22 protein-coding genes are annotated in these 21,170 nt (G+C 59.2%); 10 read left to right on the top strand and 12 right to left on the bottom strand.

Features of this window, described 5'->3' with window-relative positions; genetic code table 11:
- The 3 genes from Q0602_RS07330 to Q0602_RS07320 all read left to right on the top strand — a co-directional run.
- Window positions 1-930 (top strand): toprim domain-containing protein (locus Q0602_RS07330; RefSeq protein ID WP_298840965.1); only part of this gene is annotated, 930 nt, incomplete at its 5' end.
- Complete coding sequence (locus tag Q0602_RS07325) at window positions 923-2,704, top strand: DUF927 domain-containing protein (RefSeq protein WP_298840962.1); 1,782 nt, start codon at window positions 923-925, stop codon at window positions 2,702-2,704. The genes Q0602_RS07330 and Q0602_RS07325, both read left to right, overlap by 8 nt.
- 430 nt (window positions 2,705-3,134) lie before the next feature.
- Window positions 3,135-4,058 (top strand): hypothetical protein, encoded by a 924-nt coding sequence (locus tag Q0602_RS07320; protein ID WP_298840959.1) that lies wholly within the window; start codon window positions 3,135-3,137, stop codon window positions 4,056-4,058.
- Window positions 4,059-4,681: 623 nt separating this feature from the next.
- Here the strand turns inward: Q0602_RS07320 and Q0602_RS07315 are convergent.
- From Q0602_RS07315 to Q0602_RS07305, 3 genes are read right to left on the bottom strand one after another with little or no spacing between them, the layout of a single operon-like run.
- Window positions 4,682-5,485: a glutamate racemase gene (locus Q0602_RS07315; RefSeq protein WP_298840956.1), complete on the bottom strand. Its 804-nt coding sequence runs from the start codon at window positions 5,483-5,485 to the stop codon at window positions 4,682-4,684.
- Window positions 5,486-5,509: 24 nt separating this feature from the next.
- Window positions 5,510-5,644 (bottom strand): hypothetical protein, encoded by a 135-nt coding sequence (locus Q0602_RS07310; protein WP_298840953.1) that lies wholly within the window; start codon window positions 5,642-5,644, stop codon window positions 5,510-5,512.
- Between the two features lie 5 nt (window positions 5,645-5,649).
- Window positions 5,650-6,144, bottom strand: coding sequence for a LysE family transporter (locus Q0602_RS07305; RefSeq protein ID WP_298840950.1), 495 nt, complete (start codon window positions 6,142-6,144; stop codon window positions 5,650-5,652).
- An 898-nt stretch (window positions 6,145-7,042) separates the two neighbouring features.
- On the opposite strand from Q0602_RS07305, the gene Q0602_RS07300 reads away from it, so the two are divergent.
- The 4 genes from Q0602_RS07300 (at window position 7,043) to Q0602_RS07285 (ending at window position 11,312) form a co-directional block, all read left to right on the top strand.
- Window positions 7,043-7,249: a KTSC domain-containing protein gene (locus tag Q0602_RS07300; RefSeq protein WP_298840947.1), complete on the top strand. Its 207-nt coding sequence runs from the start codon at window positions 7,043-7,045 to the stop codon at window positions 7,247-7,249.
- A gap of 31 nt (window positions 7,250-7,280) precedes the next feature.
- Window positions 7,281-7,598, top strand: coding sequence for a 4-fold beta flower protein (locus tag Q0602_RS07295; RefSeq protein ID WP_298840944.1), 318 nt, complete (start codon window positions 7,281-7,283; stop codon window positions 7,596-7,598).
- Between the two features lie 265 nt (window positions 7,599-7,863).
- Complete coding sequence (locus Q0602_RS07290) at window positions 7,864-9,585, top strand: hypothetical protein (RefSeq protein ID WP_298840941.1); 1,722 nt, start codon at window positions 7,864-7,866, stop codon at window positions 9,583-9,585.
- The gene (locus Q0602_RS07285) at window positions 9,582-11,312 is read left to right on the top strand and encodes a hypothetical protein (protein ID WP_298840938.1); all 1,731 of its coding nucleotides are present in this window, start codon (window positions 9,582-9,584) and stop codon (window positions 11,310-11,312) included. Before Q0602_RS07290 ends, Q0602_RS07285 begins: the two co-directional genes overlap by 4 nt.
- 60 nt (window positions 11,313-11,372) lie before the next feature.
- Here the strand turns inward: Q0602_RS07285 and Q0602_RS07280 are convergent, their stop codons facing one another.
- From Q0602_RS07280 to Q0602_RS07270, 3 genes are all read right to left on the bottom strand, one after another.
- Window positions 11,373-11,825, bottom strand: coding sequence for a GNAT family N-acetyltransferase (locus tag Q0602_RS07280; RefSeq protein ID WP_298840935.1), 453 nt, complete (start codon window positions 11,823-11,825; stop codon window positions 11,373-11,375).
- Between the two features lie 382 nt (window positions 11,826-12,207).
- Window positions 12,208-13,203, bottom strand: a complete 996-nt coding sequence (locus Q0602_RS07275) for a LysR family transcriptional regulator (protein WP_298840932.1) — start codon at window positions 13,201-13,203, stop codon at window positions 12,208-12,210.
- A 285-nt stretch (window positions 13,204-13,488) separates the two neighbouring features.
- Window positions 13,489-14,262: an SDR family oxidoreductase gene (locus Q0602_RS07270; protein WP_298840930.1), complete on the bottom strand. Its 774-nt coding sequence runs from the start codon at window positions 14,260-14,262 to the stop codon at window positions 13,489-13,491.
- 226 nt (window positions 14,263-14,488) lie between these two features.
- On the opposite strand from Q0602_RS07270, the gene Q0602_RS07265 reads away from it, so the two are divergent.
- A complete protein-coding gene (locus Q0602_RS07265; protein WP_298840927.1) occupies window positions 14,489-15,112 on the top strand; it encodes a LysE family translocator in 624 nt (207 codons plus the stop codon).
- 117 nt (window positions 15,113-15,229) lie between these two features.
- Here Q0602_RS07265 and Q0602_RS07260 read toward each other — a convergent pair whose 3' ends face one another.
- Together Q0602_RS07260 and Q0602_RS07255 are read right to left on the bottom strand one after the other, a co-directional pair.
- Entirely contained in the window at window positions 15,230-15,607 is a 378-nt protein-coding gene (locus Q0602_RS07260; protein WP_298840924.1) for a hypothetical protein, read from the bottom strand.
- A 120-nt stretch (window positions 15,608-15,727) separates the two neighbouring features.
- On the bottom strand, window positions 15,728-16,243 hold the full coding sequence (locus tag Q0602_RS07255) for a hypothetical protein (protein WP_298840921.1): 516 nt from the start codon (window positions 16,241-16,243) through the stop codon (window positions 15,728-15,730).
- Between the two features lie 80 nt (window positions 16,244-16,323).
- Here Q0602_RS07255 and Q0602_RS07250 point away from each other — a divergent pair, with 80 nt between their 5' ends.
- Window positions 16,324-16,656 carry a YdaS family helix-turn-helix protein gene (locus tag Q0602_RS07250; protein WP_298840918.1) on the top strand — a complete coding sequence of 111 codons (333 nt, stop codon included), beginning with the start codon at window positions 16,324-16,326 and terminating at the stop codon, window positions 16,654-16,656.
- A gap of 266 nt (window positions 16,657-16,922) precedes the next feature.
- Here Q0602_RS07250 and Q0602_RS07245 read toward each other — a convergent pair whose 3' ends face one another.
- The 3 genes from Q0602_RS07245 to Q0602_RS07235 all read right to left on the bottom strand — a co-directional run bounded on the left by Q0602_RS07245 (window position 16,923) and on the right by Q0602_RS07235 (window position 19,301).
- Complete coding sequence (locus Q0602_RS07245) at window positions 16,923-17,939, bottom strand: GGDEF domain-containing protein (protein ID WP_298840915.1); 1,017 nt, start codon at window positions 17,937-17,939, stop codon at window positions 16,923-16,925.
- 385 nt (window positions 17,940-18,324) lie between these two features.
- Window positions 18,325-18,693 (bottom strand): hypothetical protein, encoded by a 369-nt coding sequence (locus tag Q0602_RS07240; RefSeq protein WP_298840912.1) that lies wholly within the window; start codon window positions 18,691-18,693, stop codon window positions 18,325-18,327.
- 236 nt (window positions 18,694-18,929) lie between these two features.
- Window positions 18,930-19,301: a hypothetical protein gene (locus tag Q0602_RS07235; RefSeq protein ID WP_295036979.1), complete on the bottom strand. Its 372-nt coding sequence runs from the start codon at window positions 19,299-19,301 to the stop codon at window positions 18,930-18,932.
- 306 nt (window positions 19,302-19,607) lie between these two features.
- Between Q0602_RS07235 and Q0602_RS07230 the strand changes: the two genes are divergently transcribed.
- On the top strand, window positions 19,608-20,303 hold the full coding sequence (locus Q0602_RS07230) for a S1-like domain-containing RNA-binding protein (protein ID WP_298840908.1): 696 nt from the start codon (window positions 19,608-19,610) through the stop codon (window positions 20,301-20,303).
- Between the two features lie 10 nt (window positions 20,304-20,313).
- Here Q0602_RS07230 and otnI read toward each other — a convergent pair whose 3' ends face one another.
- Entirely contained in the window at window positions 20,314-21,120 is an 807-nt protein-coding gene (gene otnI / locus Q0602_RS07225; protein ID WP_298840905.1) for a 2-oxo-tetronate isomerase, read from the bottom strand.
- Window positions 21,121-21,170 lie beyond the last annotated feature (50 nt).

Here is a 21,170-nt window from a genome sequence, read left to right as displayed (position 1 = left end):
GGCTCGTTCGGCGTCTCGCTCGTCACCGGCAAGTGGAACGACTTTGCCGACCGTAACGCCCACGGCGGCGATCTGGTCTCGCTCTACAGCTACCTGTTTAGCTGCCGGCAGGTCGACGCCGCCATGGCGATCGATCGGCGCCTGGGGCTGGGCGTGTTCCGCTGGGGTGCGGCTCCCATCGCGTCTCTCGCCGTCGACTATCCGCCCGGATTGAGCGTATCGGATGCGACGGAAGCGGCCCACCGCCAACGGCTGGAGAGTATCGCCGCCGACAAGGCCCTCGCTCGCCAGGAAGCGGCGACCCGGGCCCGTACGGTGTGGGACGCCGCCAAACCGGCCAGTGCCACCCATCCCTATCTCATGAGCCGGGGCGTGCCGGCCTATGGCCTGCGTCAGTGCCGGCGTGGCTGGCTGCTGGTGCCGCTCTACGCTCAGGGTGAACTGGTCAACGTGCAATGGATCCTGCCCAACGGCAAAAAGCGCTTCCTCAAGGGCGGCCAGGTCCAGGGCGCCTACTCGCTGGTGGGCGAGCCCGTCGCCGGCGGCCGGCTGTTCATCTGCGAGGGCTGGGCCACCGGCGCCACGCTCTATCGCCTCACCGGCGATCCGGTGGCGTGCGCCATGAACGCCGGCAACCTGCGCGCTGTCGCCGAAACCATGCGCGCCGCCCTGAATCGCTCGCTGGATCTCGTCATCGCCGGCGACGACGACCGCCAGACCGCCGGCAACCCGGGGCGGCAGGCGGCCAACGATGCCGCCCTGGCCGTGGGCGCCATGGTGCTCTATCCCAAGTGGCCGGAAGGCTGCCCTGACGATCTGACCGACTTCAACGACCTGTATCGCTGGCATCGGGCTCGACTCGATGAAGCGTCCCGGGAAGATCAGCGACAGGCTGGCAGCGCTGGCATGACGGGAGGTGATCATGAGTGAGTCACAGCCCCACCTGACCGTGGTCGGCGAGCCGGCCGCGCCCAACCTGGAACGTCTCGAGCGACCCTCGTTCGCGGTGTATGAAGGCCCCACCAGTGTCGATGGCCGGATCTTCCGGGCCGGCACCTGGTATCACGGCATCAAGCACACCAACAACGATGACGGGGGCCAGCCTTACGACGTCTGGATCTGCGCCCCGCTCCATGTCGACGCCGAGACGGTCAACAGCGATGACGGCAGCATCGGCCGCCTGCTGCGATTCCGTCACCGGAGCCAGGTCATCGAGCATGTCATGCCGATGGAAGCGCTGGCCGGCAAGGGCGAGGAAGTGTTGAAGGCGCTGATGCGCCAGGGCCTCGAGATCGAGTACCACCAGCGCCGCCACGTGCCGGCCTACATCGCCAGCCATCACGGCTTGGGCCGCATCCTGGCCACCACCACCCGGCCGGGCTGGCACGACGCCAGCGGCGCGTTCGTGCTGCCTAATCGCATCATCGGCAAGGCCGACGTGCGATTTCAGGACAGTGGCAAGGCGGCGCACCTGTTCACCGAGCGCGGCTCGCTGCAAAGCTGGCAGGAAGAACTCGCCCACTACTGCGAGGGCAATCCGGTGCTGATCCTGTCGGTGTGCTGTGCGCTGGCCGGCCCGGTGTTGTCCCGTGTCGGCGTCAACGGCGGCGGCGTTCACCTGGTGGGCGACTCCTCGAGCGGTAAATCGCTGGCGCAGTCTCTGGCCGCGTCGGTGTGGGGCAATCCCGGCATCTTTGCGGCGTCCTGGGATCTCTCCAAGGGCGGCATCGAGATCGAGGCATCGTCACGCAACGACACGGTACTGATTCTCGACGAGATCAAGCGCGCCGATCCCAAGCGCGTCCAGGAGATGGCCTACGCCATCGCCAACGGGACCGGCAAGGGCACCATGACCCGGGAGCGGGAAGGACGCCCCAAGCTCTATTGGCGTGTGCTGGCGCTGTCCAGCGGGGAGCGCTCGCTGTCCGAACACGCCGCGATCTCAGGGAACAGCGCCCACGCCGGCGCCGAGCTGCGCATGGTCGACGTCAACGCCGGCACCCGCACCTATCGCGCCTTCGATGACGTTCACGGCATGAGCGGCGCGCTGTTTCACCGCAAGCTGACCACGGCGGCCTCGCAGCACTTCGGTCATGTGGGGCCGGCATTCGTCGAACGGCTGGTGCAGGAAACCGACCCGGACCACTTCCACCGCCGTTTCACCGAGATTCGCCAGCACTTCGATGCCGTCAGCCCCCAGGCGGGCCGCGTCGCGGATCGCTTCGCCGTGATCGGTCTCGCCGGCGAGCTGGCCATCGAGTACGGGCTACTGCCGTGGCCGGCCACCAGCGCCGCCCGGGCGTGCCGTCACCTGTTCCTGGAGTGGCTGGCCAGCGTGGGCGATGGGAACGCCGAGGATCGCCAGATTCTCACTGCGTTGGGCGATTTCCTGGCCCTGCACGGCGATAGCCGCTTCTCCGACATCGCCGCCACGCTACCCAACGCCAACGTGCGCCAGCGCGCCGGGTATTACGAAGTCGAGAATGGCAAGCGCTTGTATCTGCTCAACCGGGCGTCACTCACCGAAGCGGCCAGCGGTTACGGCCGCGAGCGCATCCTGCGCACCCTGGAAACCTACGGCGCGTTGGCCAAGACCGACAGCGGCCGCCGCCAGAAAAACTATCGCCTGCCAGGGGGTGGATCGGCGCGTTTCTTCGTGGTCGATCCCGACCGTCTCGACACCGAACGGGAGGCGACAGCATGACAGGGCATTTTTCACGTGAACCTAGTTTCGGTGGCAACACCGGCAACACCGGCAACGCCCAGCAACCACGGGGGTTACAGCCGTTGCCTATAGAACAGAGAGGTGGCAACAACGGCAACACATCTCCTTGTATCCCTATCTATGGCTCCCACCCTGTTGCCTTTTCAAAAACAGTGGCTACAGGTTGCCACGATCAAGCAATTGATTTTAAACGTTTTTGCCTGCGTTGCCGTGTTGCCGCCGATTTTCGAAATCAGGCAGAGGAATATTGGGACACTGGGACATCGGGAATCGTCACCGGTATCGGTGACGTCTCGAGCCCATCCCTTCCTCTCCTGGCGAGCGAATGTTTCCCCGAATCGAGCCCCCTGACCCTGGCTGGCCACCCCCGGCCAGGGCGATGCCCCGCACCCCAAGGAGAGCCCAGCGCATGACCACCCCGACCGAGAACAGTCAGGACACCCAAACCCGCAGCCAACCGACCGGAGAGACTGCCGCCATGACGACGACCGAAACGCGCCTGCAAGGCCAGCGCCTCGACTACCTGCCGCAGACCTCGGCCATCAACGCGCTGACGCCCGAGAAAGCGAGTGCTCGACTGGAGCAGGCCCGTGCCGACTACCTCGCCCAACGCGAGCGCCTGGCGCCCGCCGCCCAGGAACTCGAACGACTGCGCAAGACCCGCAACGCTGCCGAGCATCAATCCCGGCAGTCCGGCGAAAGCTGGCGCAAGGGATTTCTGGAGGGCTTCGGCAAACAGGACAAGACGATCCGCGAACAGCAGAAAGCCGAACGCGAATGGCGTCTCGAGGTCGAGCAGACCGACGCCATGATCGAGCTGCTGGCGCCCCAGGTGGAATGGTTGCGCTTGCATACGCAGGTCGCCCGGGAGCAGTTCCAGCGGGCTCGCCGAGAGGCCAGCGAAGTCATGACCCAGCAGACGCTACTGACCGCCGCCGAGGCGTTGTGCCAGAGCGAGCCAGCCGCGGCGTTCTATGCCGCGCTGCCGGCGCTGTTTGGCCGAATCGAGACCGACCTTTGCAACAATGCGGTATACATGGCGCACCACTACCAGGTGGACGCCAGTGCCGAGCCCGGCGCGACCATCAAACACCAGTTGAACAACCAGGAGACTCAGCACCTCGATCACGAGATCCGCAAACGCCAGTACGCCGCCATTGGTGAGATGGTGTGGCGTTTGCGCCCGGGCCAGCTCGACGCCGCCCAGCCGGAAGCCCTGGCCGACATCGCGCCGCTGGGATGCGAGGACGGCCGTAACGTTTACGGCGGTAGCCTCGCTCGCACGCGCCGCCTCAAGGAACTCCAGGCCCTGCTCGAGCTGCCGGCACACTGACGACGCCCCGCGCTTCGATAGACACACCAGACAACAGCCCCGCCCACCGCGGGGCTTTTTCGTGGTGAGGAAGGCATCGCCCGACAGCGTGGAGAGATCCAACGCGGCGCCCCAACCCCGAAGCCCCTTCGCTCGCCAGGAGAGAGGGAGTTTGCCTAATCCTATGATTGGTGACATTCGACACGTTGGAGGAGGGAAATCAGGAACAGTCAGGCTATTTCTCACAGGAACCTGAAAAAGAGTGGGAACACCGGGAACAGTGGGAACACCGCGCTACAACCCGCATGGTTGAGCGGTTCCCTTGTTCCCAGTATGGAGTGTGTAAACGGGAACAAGTGGGTACAACAATGGATACGGGTGTCATTTACCCCTGAGAGAGGGTGATTCTGTTCCCACTGTTCCCAAAACTGGGAACGACGTACCCACTCTGCAACCCGCATGGTTGAGCCTTGTTCCCGGTGTTCCCACTGTTCCCACTAAAAAATCACGTGTGTAATAACGCATTGGGGAGATGAGAAATGTTATCGACTGTGAGGCGGCGCAGAATTGCTCAATCGTGCGGTCGATCATTCGCCCCCTGGCGAGCGAATGGGGAAAGCGAATGCCATCGATGAGGCAGTCCATCACCGCGGCGCCTCGACGACCTCGAGCGTGAGATCGACGCCCAGTCGATCCAGCATGCGCCGGAAATCGCTGACCGAATAACGCGCGTCCTCCGTGACCAGTGTCCTGATCCTCCCCGTACCCACAGTTCCGGAGCCAAGATTCGCCACCACACTCTCGGCGGGGTCCAGAAACCGGCATTGAGGGCGCGCACGCTCGAAAAATGCCTTCAGCCATGGCAGGTGCGTGCTCGATAGCGTCAGCACGTCGATATCGGGTTTCCGCCGAAAGAGGGTCTCCACGAAGTCGTCGACGCTCGCCTGTGTGCCTTGCGGGTCGAACAGAAACGCCCCGCTTTCGACCAGCTCCACCATGCTTGAGGCGTTGATTAGCTCGACACTGGCACCAGCGAGCTCATGAGACGCTACAAAGCTCTCCAGCATCTCGCTTTCGACCAGCGACTCGACGCCCATGATGCCCACCGCGTGATTGACCGAGCTTGCCAGCGCCGCCTCCAGGGGTGGAAATACACCGAAGACCGGCAAGCGCGTCAGGGGGCGCACCGATTCGAGTACGGTGATCGATGGCGCGTTGGAAGCGATGACGATGGCCGAGGGGTCGAAACTCTCCAGAAAGCGCAACGTCCGCTCCATGACCCGGGCCAGCTCGTCGGGCGCCTTGCTCCCGTAGGGAAAACTGGCACGATCCGCGAAGTAGATCACATCCTGTCGGGGTAAGCGCCGCTGTATCTCCGCCACGATGGCATAGCTGCCGATTCCGGCATCGAAGACCGCGATTGGACGGTGCAGGGCTGTCGATTCCATGAAATTCCTGATCTCCGTGAAGGCTTAACGGTGTGAAGTGGCCAGGGCGCCACCCGCTGCCATGAAAAGCCCACCGGTGGTGCGGTTGAACAGGCGCACGCGGCGTGGCGTGCCAAACCAGCGCCTGACCGTCGAGCCTACCGAGGCGTAGGCGGTCATCGTCGCTAGATCGACCGCGAGCCACGCAGCGCGAGGATCACGAACTGTGACCACTGCGGCTGCCCCAGGTCGATGAAGTTGGGAAAGAGCGCGCCGAAGAACAACAGATCCTTGGGATTGCTGATCCCTACAGTAAAGCCCTTGCTGAATAGCCGCCGCCTGGAGCGAATGCCGTTCGTAACGTCCATATTGGCTTCGGGCGATGCCATTGGCTCGGCGGGCGCACGCCACGCCTGGATGCCGAGATAGACAAGGTAGACCGCACCTACCGCTTTCAACACGACGAAGGCGGTTTCCGATGTCGCGAGAATCGCCCCCAGGCCCAGAGACGACAGCGCCATCAAGGCAAGCGATGCCAGTGCTCCCCCCACCACCGTCGCCAAGGCGTGTCGCCGGCCGTGACGCAACCCGTGGTTCATGCAAAGCAAAGCGACAGGGCCCGGAAACAGGATAAGAGCGGTGATAACACCGAGGTACGTCAGCCATACGGCAAAATCCATCGTTTCGAGTCCTCGTGTGGAGCGTGATGGCATCTAAGAGGGACGGGCGTCATACCTGATGACCCGTTCGAGCTTAGCTTGCGAGCCTTGATTCGTCTCAACCTTATCGAGCCACCTGGCTCTCCCCTTCCCCGGCTCGAGTTCGGGCGCGATAGCCACAAATCAGCGATATTGGCTTAGGCAACAGATAGACAAAAGGCGCATTCCTGAGGAAGCCAGAGTAAGCCAATGTGTTACCACATGGTAACGGTCCAAGTGGCTGTGGCCACTACAGGAGCTTGGCTCGGTGCGATTTACGCCGCCAGCGCCGGCGCGCTGTCGACTCCCCGCCCCGCCTGCGCGCTAAATGTGCCGGTTTTGATGCAGCGTTGCAGAGGGTGCTAGGCCGCGCCAGCGCTGGGCTCGCGGCGCGATTTAGGGTGCGAGAAAATGATGCGGAATGATGCATTTTGCAGCCTACGCGACGAAAGGTGGGGGGGGCTTGGATAGAGAACTGCAACGGAATGTGGCAGATTGATACCAAAGGTATTCCCAATAGGGCTTGAGAAGGCTGATAGGTTCCGATCCAGAGCGGAGATGGCAAGTTGGGCATCGGGCTGCAAGGTCTGGGAGTAGCCGCATTCTTGCAATACGAACCATATTCACAGTAAAGGAGAAAGTCATGGGAATTAAACCAGGGCCGAAAAGAACTGCTAAATCAACCGGAAAGCCAGATAGGCGTCAACACGATAACAAAAGCACTCCTGGAAATACGAAATCGCTTAAACCTCATAAACACAAACCGGGTGATTAAAGGGAGGCTGGCAACTTCCTGCTGAATGCGACCCAAAACGTCCTGCCGGCAAATGCTGTCGGCGCATTTATCCCTGTTGACAGTTGCCAATAACAAGGAGTCAATATGACTGAGTGGGTAAACGTAAGGTCTTCAGCTATTAGAAAAATTGGCTACGATACAGATACAAACCGAATGTATATCGATTTCGAAGATAGCAATCCCGTTTACACGTATTGTAGTGTTCCCGAAGAGTTATTTTGTGAGTTTGTATCTGCTCGATCAGTTGGCGGCTTTTACCACCAATATATCAAAGACAAATATGATTGTTGAGGCACTTCACAAATTTTAAAACGGAGATGACATGTCGGTTCAGTACTTATTTAATTCAAGCGGGGAGTGGATTGCGTTTCGAATTGGGAAGAATGTCTACGATTCGGACGCTGAGTGGGTTGGATGGCTTCCATGGGACGATAACGATGTTGTTACCGTGGATGGTGACTATCTAGGGACTATTCATCCCGGTAATCGCCTGTACAAGATTATCGGACGGCCGTATCGTGGCTACCCCGGATATCCCGGTTATCCAGGATACCCTGGCTATCCGGGATATCCTGGTTACGCTGGCTATTCGAGCTTGCCTTCAGGAACCACGGATGTCGTCGTCATGAAAAAAGCCTGATTGCAGCCTTAGCCAATCGCCCCCGTCGACGCCAAAGTCGCTACGTTGTAGTGGCGCAGGCCGACCCAAAGCGGGCCGTCATGCAGGATGCGGCATATGTCGAATCATCGACGTGGAGGGCGGATAGCTGCCGTTCGCCGTAGGTAAAAAGTCGCGACAGTCTGTGTGAAAATTACTTGCACCTTGTTGAGAGGCAGTAGTTTCCAACGACTGGTCTGCGCAGTTTGGTTGTGTAAAGAATGCATTAGTGAACGAGGCCGGCAGCGTGACAGAAAAAAGTGATTTAGCTCAGTTGATTATCGATGGGGATGCCGCCGGACGCCTTATCCCAACCATTCTCGACTTTGAGTACAAAAACAGAAAACGGCACCTTGGCGGTTTCTTGGCTGATTTGAACAACTCGGGTGAGATCGCTCTGTTCTCGGACGTCAACCTTGCGGCCATACGACAGCTTGAGCACAACGACTTTTGGATGGTGTTCGGCGCGTTGTCTGACGCAATTGAGCACGTGGTGGATGATTACCCTGCTGTACAGCAGTTTGCTGAGTGTCTGGTCGAGAGAGCAGGTAACGATGGGGCTTCTAACACTCCGTTTGTGTCATTCGTTCGTTGGTGCGAAAAACATCCTTCTCAAGCAAAAAAAATAATTACAGGCGCAAAAGACGGCCAAGAGGATTGCCAACGTTCCTGTGTGTTTGCCTTACAAGGTCTCAATGAATTTGGATACTTGGTAGATTTCTTAGAGGACAGTAGAGCGGAATTCCGATCTATAGGATTTCGCGCCTTAGTAAGGCTCAAGAACATGACATCACAGGACGACCAAACTGGTATAGATGCTTGCCTTTCGGAAATTCAAAGCCCGTCCTCTGGTGATGCGCGAAATGCTGCTATTGAGGCCGTTTTTCGCATTTGGGACAATGATGCGGCCAAGGAAAAATATCGGCAAGACGAAGCGATAAAGTCCATTATCGCCCAGCCGACAGATGAGGACTTGGTGCGTCTGTGCGCGATGCTTTTCTACTACAAGAATGCATCCACAGAGAAAACTATCAGTGCAGTATTGAGTAGATCACAAAGCATATCCTCCAGCTTCGAGATAGCAAGCCACTGGATAAATAACGCATTAACTTGGAAAGATGAACGCTGGTCATTTAAGGAGGTGGTCGCGTTCATAGAGGCCATGGTTCCGCACTTCGAGCAGCCAGCAAAGAGCAAGCAGTTTCATAGCTTTTGCGAATGGGTTTGGGAAGACACTGCAAACACTTCATACCTTTTCGTGCGCTGGCTTAATTCTGGCGACTTCTCCTTGTGCAGCTTCTTGGCCGAAATGGTCAGCGGCGGAGATAAGGGAGCAGTGCTATCTCTCCTGCCGCAAGACTTACCTCCAGAAGCGGTAGATCAAGTTTTTCTAGCCCGAAAATGTATTGGCTTTCTTTGGTTGCATGAGATCACGGCAGCGTCAATTCTGCTTAGTCTAGTCGAACATGGGCATCCAGATGCTGTCCCTGTGATTGAAGATCTCCTTTGGGAACCGCTGCTCCTTAGCTACTCTAGTGAGCTTAAGCCGTATCTTGAGCAACAAGCGTCTAGTGCTTCCCCAACTGTGGCTAAGGCGGCTCAAGAGCTGATAGCGCACCACTCAGCATATATTGCTGGGCTGGAAAAGGCGCAGGACCTTAGCGAGCTTGAACCCTCAAATGAAGCGAGACGAGCGGCGGCGATCAAAGATAACCAGAGGAACACGGATATTCAAAAGCAAGCGCGCAAAATGTCTATCTTTGTCGATATGTTTCCTACTTCGACGATGCTCTACGGTCGTAAGAGCTTTAGTATGATCACGGGTGCTGATGGCAAAAGGTTCCCAAGTATCACCCCCCTGAACGAACACTCCTATAGCGTTGAATTCCCTCGTTTGGCCGTAGTTGACCCGGTTGGGTTTAATCGGTTGCTCTTGGTTTGTAGGGTTGAGCAGAGAAAAGAAAAATGAAACTGATACTCAAAGAATATCTAGCATCCCTCAAGGAACGAGGTGACCTTGACCAAGCGTTATTGCCAAACCTGCTTTCCGCGATGGGGTTGCAGGTTCTAAAAACCCCAATGATCGGAACCCGCCAAGATGGAGTTGATATATCCGCTGTCGGTCAGCTGCCAGACGATGAGCAGAAATATCTATATTTGCTCTGTGTCAAGGCAGGAGATGTTGGGCGCAATGATTGGGATGCGGGGCCACAATCAGTAGGCCCTGAACTTCGAGAAATTCTAGAGGTGTACATTCGCTCAAAGATTGCCAAAGAGCATCAAGATTTGCCGATCAAAATTTGCCTGTGCATGGGGGGGGAATTAAAGGAAACGGTTGAAGGGAACTGGGCCGGCCTCACAGCGACTTATGCAAGCGAGAAAATTGGTTTTGAGTTGTGGAATGGAGACCGGTTAGCTGGATTTATGGAAAAATCTTTGTTGGCTCGGGAGTTGCTGGACGAAGCGGCGCGCAGGCATTTCCAGAAAGCCCTCGCAATGGTGAACGAACCAGAGGCTTGCTACGAGTATACCAGAAGTTTTGTTGCTATCGTTCTCCCGTTAGAGGAGATGAAAGACAAAGAGCGACTATTGAGGCTAAGACAGGCGTATATTTGCCTCCACGCTATTTGCGCCTGGGCAGTTGAAGCAAAGAGTCTCGATGTCGTTTATCGGATATCTGAATTGGGCTTGCTGTTTTGCTGGGATGCAATGCGAGAACAACCAGTCAAGCCGAAGCCCACTAAGCATCAAGCCGCTCTATTAGCAATTTTGGATCAATACGTTCGGCTCTATTTGATCATGTCCGAGCTGTATTTCGAGAAAGTACTGTATCCTCACGCCGAGACGCTTCATGCGCTAACGGTTTCGGTAAAGTCGCGAGAAGCGGTCGATTCCAATCTTGCGATGTTCGACCTGCTCGGGCGTGCGGCCGCCCGTGCAATCTGGACGGATTTGTTCGGAAAGGCTCTATCGAAGGCGAACCCCGAGTTCGCTCGCAGCCTGAACGATCAGACAAAGAAGATGCTCAATATGTTGGTGGCCCTGCTCAACAACAACCCGACTTTGGGATCTCCGTTTAAGGACGATCACATGATCGAGGCAGCCTTGGTCATGTATCTTGCTCAACAGACATCGTCAGTCAGGCGATTTATGCCATGGTGTCATGCCATGGCTGAGAACACATCGTTCGCGCTTCTAACCAATGCCAGCTACCCAACGTGTTTTCGCGATTACAATGATCTGCTTGCTCACCCTGCGAGTAGTGAGCAGGAATACCGTGACGAGGCCTGTGTTGGCAGTGTCCTATACCCCTACCTGTTCGTGTGGCTTCAGTGTGGTGCCGAACAAGATTTGATTGAAGAATTCTCCAGTCGAATTTCGCAAAAAATACCCGACTGCACTCATCAGGCATGGTTCCCCGATGAGGAAACAGACCAGAAAGTCTGGCGTGGTGATACCTACCATGGGATTTGCGTGACTGGCCTGTCGCCTGCACGTGGAAATGCGGAGATTGCAGATGCCTTGAACCTAGCAACCGAGGAGTGTGGGGCAATTTTTGAAATGACAGCGATGAAGCGAGGACTGGTTCCACTTTTCTTGACGGCCTGTAGGCACTATCGCTTGCCTATCCCGCCAACACTTTGGATGCCGCCGCGAAGCAATTCAGATGAGGCTCTGGTAGAGCCCCATTCATAGTAGAGCAAGAAGCCTTGTGCTGCGGCACCGTCGGGGGCCGTCAATGTCCGCATTTGGCACTCACATGTCACTCGCCACGGATCGTACTTTGACGAATTTCATCAAGCCACGATCCCCCTTCTCAACGGGAAGCCAGCCGGCACGCTCGTAAAATGCATAGGCTCGACTGCCAATCTCGGTTTCCAGCCAAATCTCGTCGAATTTGGCGAATAGGTGGCGCTCGGCTCTCTCAAGGAGCAAGCGGCCCACACCTAGCCCTTCATGGTCGGTGCGGACGAACAGTCCAAACACGTACCCGGTCTCGTCGCGAACCATCGAAAAGCCCACGGGTGCTTCATCAATTTCTGCAACCCACACACAAGGGCCCTGGGCGATCTCTGCGGCAATGGCCTCGGGTGTGATGCCCAGTTCGGCGAGCTGCTCGAGTGAAAGGTGGTTCTCCGCCACGCTGGTGCGAATGGCGAAGATCTCCCCAATGTCTGTCTCTCTCGCTTCTCTCACTTGAATTGGCATGGATCGATTCCCTTGGCAGCGATTGAAAATCGCCATGGGCGATCATTCTGGAGCACACAGTGCCCTCAGGCGAGCTGGCTTAGCGGCGTGGAGCCGTAGCTACTTGGTCGTGCGATGCGCAACCATATAGACAGCTTTTGAAGCTGATAGGTATATCGAGTGGTATATCTAGATCATCTAACTTGGATAATTTATAACTAAAACAGTTGGATAGATATCATTATCGAATCCTGCTGGGTTTTCAACCTGATCATTTCGTTTGGGAACGAGACCATCCACAGCCTCGATCCACGTCCAGCGACACCGCCCTTTTGAGCGGGCGATTGCGCCGCCTCGGCCGATCAACGTCACGAAGAGGCGCAGTCCGATATTCCACACCGCTTCACTGGGGGCGGTTGCAAGCTCCGCCGTCGTCCGGCTCGAGATAGGGGCACATCAGCTCGCGGAACCAGGTGACGAAGGCGTCGACCCGCGGCGTCCGGTTCTGGCGGTGGGGATAGAGTATCGAGACGTCGAGTGGCTCGGCGGTGAACGTCGGCAATAGCTCGACCAGCGTGCCGTCCCGGAGCTGGTCCAGGACGTCGTAGCGGGGGACCTGGATGATCCCCAGCCCCGCCTCGCAGCAGGCGATGTAGTTCTCGGCGCTGTTGACTCGTACCTGGCAGGGCAGTTCGAGGTGCTGCGAGGCTCCCTCGCTATGGTAGTCGAACGTGCTGGCGTCACTGGTGGCCGTTTCGCTGGCGGCGTAGCCGACCAGACAATGGGCCTGCGTCAGGAGTTGATCGAGCGTCTGGGGTACGCCATGGCGTGCGAGATATTCACGACTGGCACAGTTGACGACGTTCACCTGTCCAAGCCGCTGGACCACCAGTGCGCTGTCTTGCAGAGGGCCGAAGCGAACGGCGCAATCGATGCCTTCGGCGATCAGATCCACCGGGCGGTCGGTCGCTCGCAACTCCAACTGGAGGTTGGCGTGCTGGGCCAACCAGCCGGGGAGTGCCGGCGTCAGTAGGCGACGACCGACTCGGCTGGGAACGTCGACGGTGAGACGCCCGAACAATTCGAGATGGGGCGGCAGGAACAGGCTCTCCAGACGGTCGTTCTCCTCGATCAGGTGGCGGGCCCGGTCGAGCAGCCGTTCACCGTCGTGGGTCAGGTGAACCTGCCGGGTACTGCGATTCAGCAGGCGCGTGCCAACCGCTTTCTCCAGGCGCTGGATCGCCAGCGAGATCGAGGCTCGTGGCCACTCCAGCTTGTGCGCGGCACGTGTGAAGCTGCCCAGTTCGGCGACCGTGACGAACGCTCGCAAGCGGTCGATTCTGTCGGCGCGGTAGCCGCCCGCGTGCCGCGATGAGCGGTCATCGGGAGGCGTCACCATGCGATCACCTCCCGGCGGGATGTTCGCGGCCATACCCTTGCCGAGGCCAGCCCCGGGACGGGGAGGCACGGCAAGCTCTGCGATCCAGCGAACGTGAACAGGTTGGCGCGCGGAACGGGGGCTAGCAGGAGAGTCGCGATCGCGTAGATCCGGTCGAGCGGCAGCCCGACGCAGCGCCCCGGTGCTTCCCTGCCGCCGCCCCGGCGTATCGGGGGGTGGTTGCGTTCCGCCACTGCCGTTCTCCTTCCGCCTCGTATCGCCAGCCTTTGACGCTTGTCCGCCAGACTACTTGGTGGTGTAGCCACCGTTGGTGAGGATCGTCTGGCCCGTCATCCACCAGCCTTCGGTGACCAGATGACGAATCAACGGTACCACGTCCTCGATGTCGGTCAGTCCCGTCTTGCTGAACGCCGACAGGGCGGCGGCGGATTTGTGGTATGCCACGGCGTCCTCGCCCTCCTGGCCATAGAAGAACGGCGTGTCCATCGGGCCCGGGCCGACGGCGGTGACGGAAATGCCGCGTTCGCCGAACTCCTGCGCGGCGGCTCGGGTGAAGTGCTCCACGGGAGCCTTGGCGCCGGCATAGGTGGAATAGAAGGGCGTGAACGCGCCCAGCAGGGACGTCACCAGGGTCACGATCTTGCCATGGTCGTCGAGCGTGCGACCGGCTTCCTTGAGGAAGAAGAAGGCGCTCTTGGCGTTGATGTCGAACATGCGATCGTACTCGGCCTCGCTGATCTCCAGCATCGGCTTTTTCAGCACCATGCCGACGGTATTGACGGCGATGTCCAGCCTGCCGAAGCGTGTCTTGGCCTCGTCGAACAGCCGGGTGACGTTGGCGGGGTGAGTCAGATCGCCCTGGAACAGCTCAGCCTCGGCGCCCAGGGCCTTCACCTCGCGAGCCGTTTCCTCGGCAGCACTGCGGGTGGCGTCGCTGTTATAGTGGATCGCGACTGCCTGGGCGCCGTTGCGAGCCAGGTCGCGGGCCAGCAGGCCTCCCAGGTTCTTGGCACCCCCGGCAATCAGCACGACTTTATTCTGAAGCGTATGGTCGGCCATGACGGCACTCCTTGTGGTCGGTGTGATGGATGTCCCGATGACAAGAAGAGTCTAGTGGTTCGTTCGTGCCAGATAATGCCTCTGTTCCAAACAACACCATCCAAGGCGATCGACCAATCGGCAGTTCCACCCGCCGCGCCCGATGCCTGTCGGCCGACTGTCCGGCCGCGTGGAGGCGACGACGGTACCGCGCAGGCCTCGAAAGTCCGTCAACAAGGAGGGCAACATGAATTGGGATTTCCTGCCGGTGTTCTTGCCGGCCTGTTTTGCCTTGAACATGGTCTTCGGGCCGAACAACCTGCTGGCGACGACCAACGCCGCCCACGTGGGGCCGCTCAAGGCGGTGATCGCTTCGCTTGGGCGAATCGCTGCCTTCATTCCCATGATCGCGATCGCCGGTATCGGGCTCGGCACGCTGTTGACGACCTCGATGTGGTTCTTCGTCGTGGTCAAATGGGTGGGGGCGGCCTACCTGGCGTGGCTGGGGCTGAAGCTGCTGTTCGGCAAGCCACGAGCCGTGGCATTCGAGGATGCCGCGCCCCGTTCCATCTGGCATCTGGTGAGGCAGGAGTTCCTGGTCGCCGCCGGCAATCCCAAGGCGATCCTGATTTTCACGGCCTTTCTTCCGCAGTTCGTCGCACCCGATCACTATGCCCTGAGCTTCACGATCCTGGGGGCGCTGTTTCTGGCAATGGAAGTGTTGGCGATCGCGATCTATGCCGTCCTGGGCAGCAGGATCGGCAAGTACCTGCGCAGCGGAACTGCCATGCAGTGGTTCAACCGTGCCAGTGGCAGCCTGATGCTGGTCTTCAGCCTGGGGCTGCTGGCGATGAAGCGACCGGGTGGTTGAAGGCTGAACGACGGTCGCGTTCAGCGTCGATCCTCCCGCTTCGTCGCTCCTCCCGCTTCCCACGAGGGGCGTGGCCGTGAAGGCCCGAGCGACGCTCGCCGACCTTTCAGACAGTGCCTAGCAGCGTCGGCGGTATCTGGCCGGTGGCAGCCGCTGGCCGCGCCGGCTGAGGATGAGCTGTCGTATGCGATCGGCCATCCAGGCCCTGGCAAGGTTCTCCTCGCCGAACCGGCAATCGGTGATGACCACGGTGTGGTTCTTGCCAGGCACATGGAACGAGGGGTGATAGGCCGCCAATCGCTCGCCCTCGTGGCGGGGGCAGGCGCCGTAGCTGGTTTCCACGTCGGGCACGCCCGCTTCGCAGATATGCACATCGTAGGCGATGGCGATCTGATGACTGGCGTAGTAGAACCGCTGCAGGGCCGTGGTGTGGCGACACAGGGTGCTATCACCGTTTTCCGGTAGAGGCGGGCCTTCGGGACTGGAGCGACGCATTTCATCCTCGATACGTGAACGCTGCAGATAACTTGTGTACCAAATGTACATAAAAGGTGCCTCGAGTACAAACTTCGCACCGGATACGAAACCTGATGAGGGGCACCGCTATCTGCGGGTTCAATTCTCGCTGTCGGATGGGCGCGTGGCGTCCGTCGTCGTACGGTAGTCCGCCCTGGCGTCCTCGCTGCGATGTCGCTGGTGCTCGCGACTGGAGAGGCGTCTGGCGATCTGCTCGAGCAGCAGCAGATCCGCTTCATCCATGTCGCCGGACAGTACGGCCTGCTCGATCTGGCGCAGCGCCTCGGCGGACCTTTCGGAAGGCTGCTGCGAGCGGATGGGGGAGGGTTCGCCGATATGCCGGGCGTCGTCGGCGGGCGTCGGAGCATCGTCTCTCAGCATCTCCCCCCGGCCGTAGTCCAGCCACTCTTCGCGGATACCGAGCCAGCGGGCCAGCGCCACTTTCCTGTCATGGCCCGGGCGCGCTTCGCCGTTGAGCCACTTGCTGGCGGCCTTGGGCGTGACACGCATGGCCCGGGCCAGGCGCGCGCCCATCCCATAGCCGTCCTTGCCTGCGCGACGGAGCGCCTTGTGAAGTCGGGAGCTGAACTCATCCCGGTTACCGGTGTGAACCATGGGTTCAATGTTCCCACCGGTTGAATGTACTTTCAGTACCTGATAATCATGTACTCGAAGTACAGGTACAAGGGGGTGTCATGAGTGCGATCCGTCTTGCGGTGGAGCAACTCGGTGGCGTATCACGCTGTGCCCGGGTCTGCGGGGTCTCGCCGTCGGCTGTCTGCAAGTGGCTGCGCCGGGAGCGGCTACCCCGCACGGAGTACACCGGTGAAACCTGCCATGCATTGAGAATGGCCGCGGCAAGCGAGGGTGCCTTCACTGCCGCCTGGTTGCTGGCGAATGCCGGTCCCGCGACGCCCCTGGCGGCCGACGGCGGCACGTCATCCGTCGGAGACCTGCCTGGCGCGGAAGATCCCGTCGAACAGACCGATGCTCGTCAGGCAAGGCCCGGCACATCGATGACACCATAACGCACCGTATTCATTGATTTAATGGATGCTTCGAGAAAGACAATAGCGAGGGAAATGAGGCATTAAAAAAGCCCAGCCGAAGCTGGGCAAAAATCAGACCATGAGGGTAAATAATAACAAGAAGCATCGTGGGTAAGCGATTGTAATTTACTGATGGCAAACAAGTGATCAAAAGATTTTGGCTATTATTGCTGGCCGAAATCGTCTCGATTTTACTCCGTCTCTTTGGGTTTCGCTTATATAGTATTAACCTGATTAGAGACCGATTAATTATTGTTCTCTTCTCTAGAGGGTTTGAGAACGACGCGGTTTCGGCCACCATTTTTCGCCTCGTAGAGCGCATCGTCGGCTCTTTTCAGCCATCGCTTGACGTCGTCCGAAGGGTGCAGCCCGGTGACACCCAGAGACGTGGTGATCGGACAGGAAGAATCGCCAAGCTGGCTGGCGATAATCCCCCGTAGATCCTCCGCCACGTCCGCGGCATCGATCTCTTCGACATCCGCCAGCAGCAGCACGAATTCCTCACCGCCGAAACGGAACAGGCAGTCGTCGAACCTCACGCTCCGGCGGATGAGATTGGCGCATTTCGCCAGCACCTCATCGCCATGGGTGTGTCCGAACCGGTCGTTTATGCCTTTGAAATTGTCCAGGTCCAGGAGTATGAGAGAGCTGGGGCGACCCTCGTTCAGCAGCCGGCCCCGGGCGAGTGCCAGCGAGTCCTCGAGCGACCGGCGGTTGCGGGCTCCGGTCAGGGCGTCATGGGTGGCGAGTCGCTCCAGGGATTTTTGCTGCAAGTCGCTTCTTCTGGCGTAGAGATAGGCACAGCTATTTGCCGTGATGCTGGAAGCGATAAAGGAGAAGAGGCTTTCGGGCGGCGAAAACTGCATAAGTATCGGAATCATCACGAGGCACATGACGATATTGATCATGAGGGCGCGCTTGGCATCCGTCAGAAAGAAATTCGTCAGCATCATGGGGAAAAACCAGAATACACCCACGATACCGAGCACATTGGTGGTGATGCTGGCGAAAACGGTGCTGGTCACTGCCAGGATGAGGCCACCTCGCCGGCTGTCATCGGCCCACCAGGAGTAGCCGACGATACAGAGGATCAGGAGGAGGGTGACGCCATCGAAAAGCGCCTTGTCGAAGCTGCCTTGAATGAATCGATAAAGGCTGAACGGTAGCAGGGTCAGTGTCTCGCAGGCGCCCAGAAGTAGGATTACCCGAAGGACGAAGTCCTGTCTTAAACGATGACTGATGGACCTTGTCCTTTTGCTCATTGAACCGGATCCTCCATGCTGGTCATGAGTCATTCAAGCTGTGTTTCGATTCGTTAATATTTGCTTACATTCAGATTAGCCAAATTTCATCGGCAAGAGAGAGCATTTTTTGTGTCCGATTTCCTTGACATTTTTTGCAAGGCCAAAGCTATTTTGTATGACGTATGTTGGGTGGATGAGTTCAAATCATCTTCGCCTCCACAGGGATCATGACCGCCCATAAAACGTCCGCGGCGGGCGGCGTCACGACGGGCAGGGGCAAAGGAATGGATAATGAGGGGCAAGAGCTAAGAGGCAAGGTGAAGAGGATGAGGGATCCCGTGGGGGAGCGACAAGCCGCCGGCCTGGGCCGGCGGCTGTTGCGTTGGTACTGCGAGGGGCGAGCTTATAGCGTGGTGAAGCTGACCTCGCCGTTGCCTCGTGGGTCGTGGGCGAACTGTCCGGTGCCCTGTAGCGCTTGAGCAGCGGCGTCACTCTGCCCTTCACCGACCAGCGGGTTGCGGCTTGCCGAGATGTCGGTGGCCAGTTGCGTGGCGTCGGCAACGTTCTGCAGCGACTGGTCGGCCGCGGCACTGTGCCCGCCGATCACGGTGTCGACGCTGTAGTGAGTCGGCAGCGCCTGGTACTGCGCGGTCTGCTCGAGGTTGAGCGTTTCACGCTGCGCGTCGAAGAGGGCGCTGGTGGCATCGCTGGCCTGGGCGGCAGCGGGTAGCGCGACGGCGATAGCGATGGCTGCGAGAATGCGAGTTTTCATGGTGTTGCCTCCAATGATCATCTGTCTTGGTGTCTGGCACTTGGCCTTGACCTGTGATGTCATTATGATTCCGTTAGCCGTCTAACAAAAATCGAATGCCGTGAAATAAACTATCGACGCCAATGATGTTGGATTTGGCATCTGAAAATTTCGTTTTATGTAGTCCAAAAAACCAAAAAGGGAGCCGGAGGCTCCCTTGATGGACTAGCGCTGTCTTCATGCCCGAAGGCGGAGACTCACAGGCTGGCGAAGTTCACTTCGACATTGCCTTGGTCATTGCTGACGGTTTGCGTTGCGTTCTGCAGTGCCTGGCCTGCGGCATCGCTTTGACCTTCACCGATCAGGCCGTTGCGAGACGGGTGGACGTCGGTGCTCAGTTGAGTCGAGTCGGCGACGTTCTGCAGGGACTGATCGGCAGCGGCGCTGTGACCACCAGTGACGGTGTCGACGCTATAGCGGGTCGGCAGCGCGTGATACTGTGCGGTCTGCTCGATGCTGAGCGCTTCGCTCTGCTGATCGAAGTGACGCTCTGCCACGAGGCTGTTGGCCTGGGCGACGGTGGGCAGGGCGACGGCGATTGCGATGGCTGCGAGAATGCGAGTTTTCATGGCGTTACCTCCAGATAATGTCTTTTTTATGGCCTCTCGGCCTTGACCGATGACGACATTATGGGAGGCAACTCTTTAGTCTGCTAATCACGCGTAGTGAATTCGACTATCGATGGGATTGATACGAAGGTCGAAGTCATGGTGTGGCGCTGAAGTGTAAACCTTCTTCCCATGGATGGGGAGTGGCGACGGAGATCGTGGTCAAGTGTGCCGCTTCGGCTCCCGCGACTGCCCGTCTTTGCTCCGCGCCGACGCGCCCGCCATAATGGCGACATCCCAACCACCGCTTGCCAGCCAGAGTACGCCATGCCCCGCCACCCTCGGGACGACGCTTCCGCCGATTCCCCGCCCGCTGCCGAGTCACAGGTCAACGTGGGCGACGTCGCCTACCTGCGCGTGACCAAGGTCAATGATATCGGCGCCTTCCTGAACTGGGGGCGGCCCAAGGATCTGCTGCTGCCGTTCGGCGAGCAGCGCTTTCGCCCCGACGAAGGCAAACGGGTGCTGGTGATGATCTACGTCGACGACCGCATGCGTCCGGTGGCCAGCATGAAGCTCGACAAGTTCCTGCAGGATGAATCGGAAGGGCTGAATGCGGGCGATCGGGTCTCGCTGGTGATCGCCGACCTGACCGATCTCGGTGCCAAGGCGGTGGTCAATAGCCGCTTCTGGGGGCTTTTGTACCAGGACGACATGTCGCGCCCGCTGCGCCGCGGCGATCGCATGGAAGGCTATGTGCGTCGCGTGCGTGACGACGCCCGGCTGGATCTGTCGCTGCTACCGCCGGGGCAGGCGCGTCTGGATCTCGTCGGGGACAAGGTGCTGGCCGCGCTGGCCGCCAACGACGGTTTCCTGGCGTTGGGTGACAAGAGCCCGGCGGACGTCATCAAGGCCCGCCTCGGCGTCAGCAAGAACGCCTTCAAGCAGGCCATCGGCCGGCTCTACAAGCAGCGCCGGATCGTCATCGAAGACGACGGGATCCGGCTGATCGAGGGCGATTGATCCCCGCCTGTCAGCGCTGCTGCCAGGCGCGGTACCATCCCAAACCTCTCTCCGTGCCATCGCGCGGCTTGTACTCGCAGCCGAGCCATCCGTCGTACCCAGCCTGGTCGAGCTGCTCGAACAGCCACGGATAGTTGACCTCGCCGGTGTCCGGCTCGTGCCGCTCGGGCACGCCGGCGATCTGAATATGACCCACCCCGTCGCGATGGCGCTGGTAGGTCTTCCAGATATCTCCGTCCATGATCTGGGTGTGATAGAAATCCATCTGCACCTTGACGTTGGGCTCGTTCAGCTCATCAACGATCGCGTGGCCATCGGCCTGATGGTTGAGAAAATAGCCTGGCATATCGCGTGTGTTGATCGGCTCGATCAGCAGCGTCAGGTCGTGCTCGGCGCACTTCCTGGCCGCAAAGCGCAGGTTTTCCAGGTAGACCTTGCGCGCGGTCGTGACGAATGTTTCCCGTGAAACATTATCGGTGGCTGACGCCGGGATGAGCCCGGCCATGGCGTGCAGGCGGGGACAGTTCAGCGCCTGGGCATAGCGAATGGCGGTATCGACACTGTCGCGGAATTCCGCCTCGCGCCCAGGGAGCGCGGCCAATCCACGCTCGCCGGCGGCCCAGTCGCCGGGTGGCAGGTTGAACAGCACCTGCTCGAGCCCGTGACGCTCGAGCTCGGCGGCGATCGCTTCGGGTTCGAAGTCGTACGGGAACAGGAATTCGACGCCCTCGAAGCCGCACGCGGCGGCCCTGGCGAAGCGCTCCATGAACGGGACTTCGTTGAACATCATGCTGAGATTGGCAGCGAAACGCGGCATGGCCTGATTTCCTCGGTGATTCGGTCGATCGTGACGTGACGCTGCGAGGC

Origin of the sequence: uncultured Salinicola sp. (assembly GCF_937921195.1) — a bacterium.
In the GTDB taxonomy this organism is placed as follows: domain Bacteria; phylum Pseudomonadota; class Gammaproteobacteria; order Pseudomonadales; family Halomonadaceae; genus Salinicola.
The sequence above is the reverse complement of the archived record's forward strand: the minus strand, read 5'-3'. Positions and strand labels throughout refer to the sequence as shown.

Excerpts from the sequence above, each read along its gene's own strand:
- Q0602_RS07300 (WP_298840947.1), top strand. The coding sequence starts at position 7,043 with ATGACTGAGTGGGTAAACGTAAGGTCTTCAGCTATTAGAAAAATTGGC.
- Q0602_RS07285 (WP_298840938.1), top strand. The coding sequence starts at position 9,582 with ATGAAACTGATACTCAAAGAATATCTAGCATCCCTCAAGGAACGAGGT.
- Q0602_RS07255 (WP_298840921.1), bottom strand. The coding sequence starts at position 16,243 with ATGGTTCACACCGGTAACCGGGATGAGTTCAGCTCCCGACTTCACAAG.
- Q0602_RS07245 (WP_298840915.1), bottom strand. The coding sequence starts at position 17,939 with ATGAGCAAAAGGACAAGGTCCATCAGTCATCGTTTAAGACAGGACTTC.
- Q0602_RS07315 (WP_298840956.1), bottom strand. The coding sequence starts at position 5,485 with ATGGAATCGACAGCCCTGCACCGTCCAATCGCGGTCTTCGATGCCGGA.
- Q0602_RS07230 (WP_298840908.1), top strand. The coding sequence starts at position 19,608 with ATGCCCCGCCACCCTCGGGACGACGCTTCCGCCGATTCCCCGCCCGCT.
- Q0602_RS07320 (WP_298840959.1), top strand. The coding sequence starts at position 3,135 with ATGACCACCCCGACCGAGAACAGTCAGGACACCCAAACCCGCAGCCAA.
- Q0602_RS07280 (WP_298840935.1), bottom strand. The coding sequence starts at position 11,825 with ATGCCAATTCAAGTGAGAGAAGCGAGAGAGACAGACATTGGGGAGATC.
- Q0602_RS07275 (WP_298840932.1), bottom strand. The coding sequence starts at position 13,203 with ATGGTGACGCCTCCCGATGACCGCTCATCGCGGCACGCGGGCGGCTAC.
- Q0602_RS07260 (WP_298840924.1), bottom strand. The coding sequence starts at position 15,607 with ATGCGTCGCTCCAGTCCCGAAGGCCCGCCTCTACCGGAAAACGGTGAT.
- Q0602_RS07305 (WP_298840950.1), bottom strand. The coding sequence starts at position 6,144 with ATGGATTTTGCCGTATGGCTGACGTACCTCGGTGTTATCACCGCTCTT.
- Q0602_RS07250 (WP_298840918.1), top strand. The coding sequence starts at position 16,324 with ATGAGTGCGATCCGTCTTGCGGTGGAGCAACTCGGTGGCGTATCACGC.
- Q0602_RS07295 (WP_298840944.1), top strand. The coding sequence starts at position 7,281 with ATGTCGGTTCAGTACTTATTTAATTCAAGCGGGGAGTGGATTGCGTTT.
- otnI (WP_298840905.1), bottom strand. The coding sequence starts at position 21,120 with ATGCCGCGTTTCGCTGCCAATCTCAGCATGATGTTCAACGAAGTCCCG.
- Q0602_RS07325 (WP_298840962.1), top strand. The coding sequence starts at position 923 with ATGAGTGAGTCACAGCCCCACCTGACCGTGGTCGGCGAGCCGGCCGCG.
- Q0602_RS07265 (WP_298840927.1), top strand. The coding sequence starts at position 14,489 with ATGAATTGGGATTTCCTGCCGGTGTTCTTGCCGGCCTGTTTTGCCTTG.
- Q0602_RS07310 (WP_298840953.1), bottom strand. The coding sequence starts at position 5,644 with ATGACCGCCTACGCCTCGGTAGGCTCGACGGTCAGGCGCTGGTTTGGC.
- Q0602_RS07235 (WP_295036979.1), bottom strand. The coding sequence starts at position 19,301 with ATGAAAACTCGCATTCTCGCAGCCATCGCAATCGCCGTCGCCCTGCCC.
- Q0602_RS07270 (WP_298840930.1), bottom strand. The coding sequence starts at position 14,262 with ATGGCCGACCATACGCTTCAGAATAAAGTCGTGCTGATTGCCGGGGGT.
- Q0602_RS07240 (WP_298840912.1), bottom strand. The coding sequence starts at position 18,693 with ATGAAAACTCGCATTCTCGCAGCCATCGCTATCGCCGTCGCGCTACCC.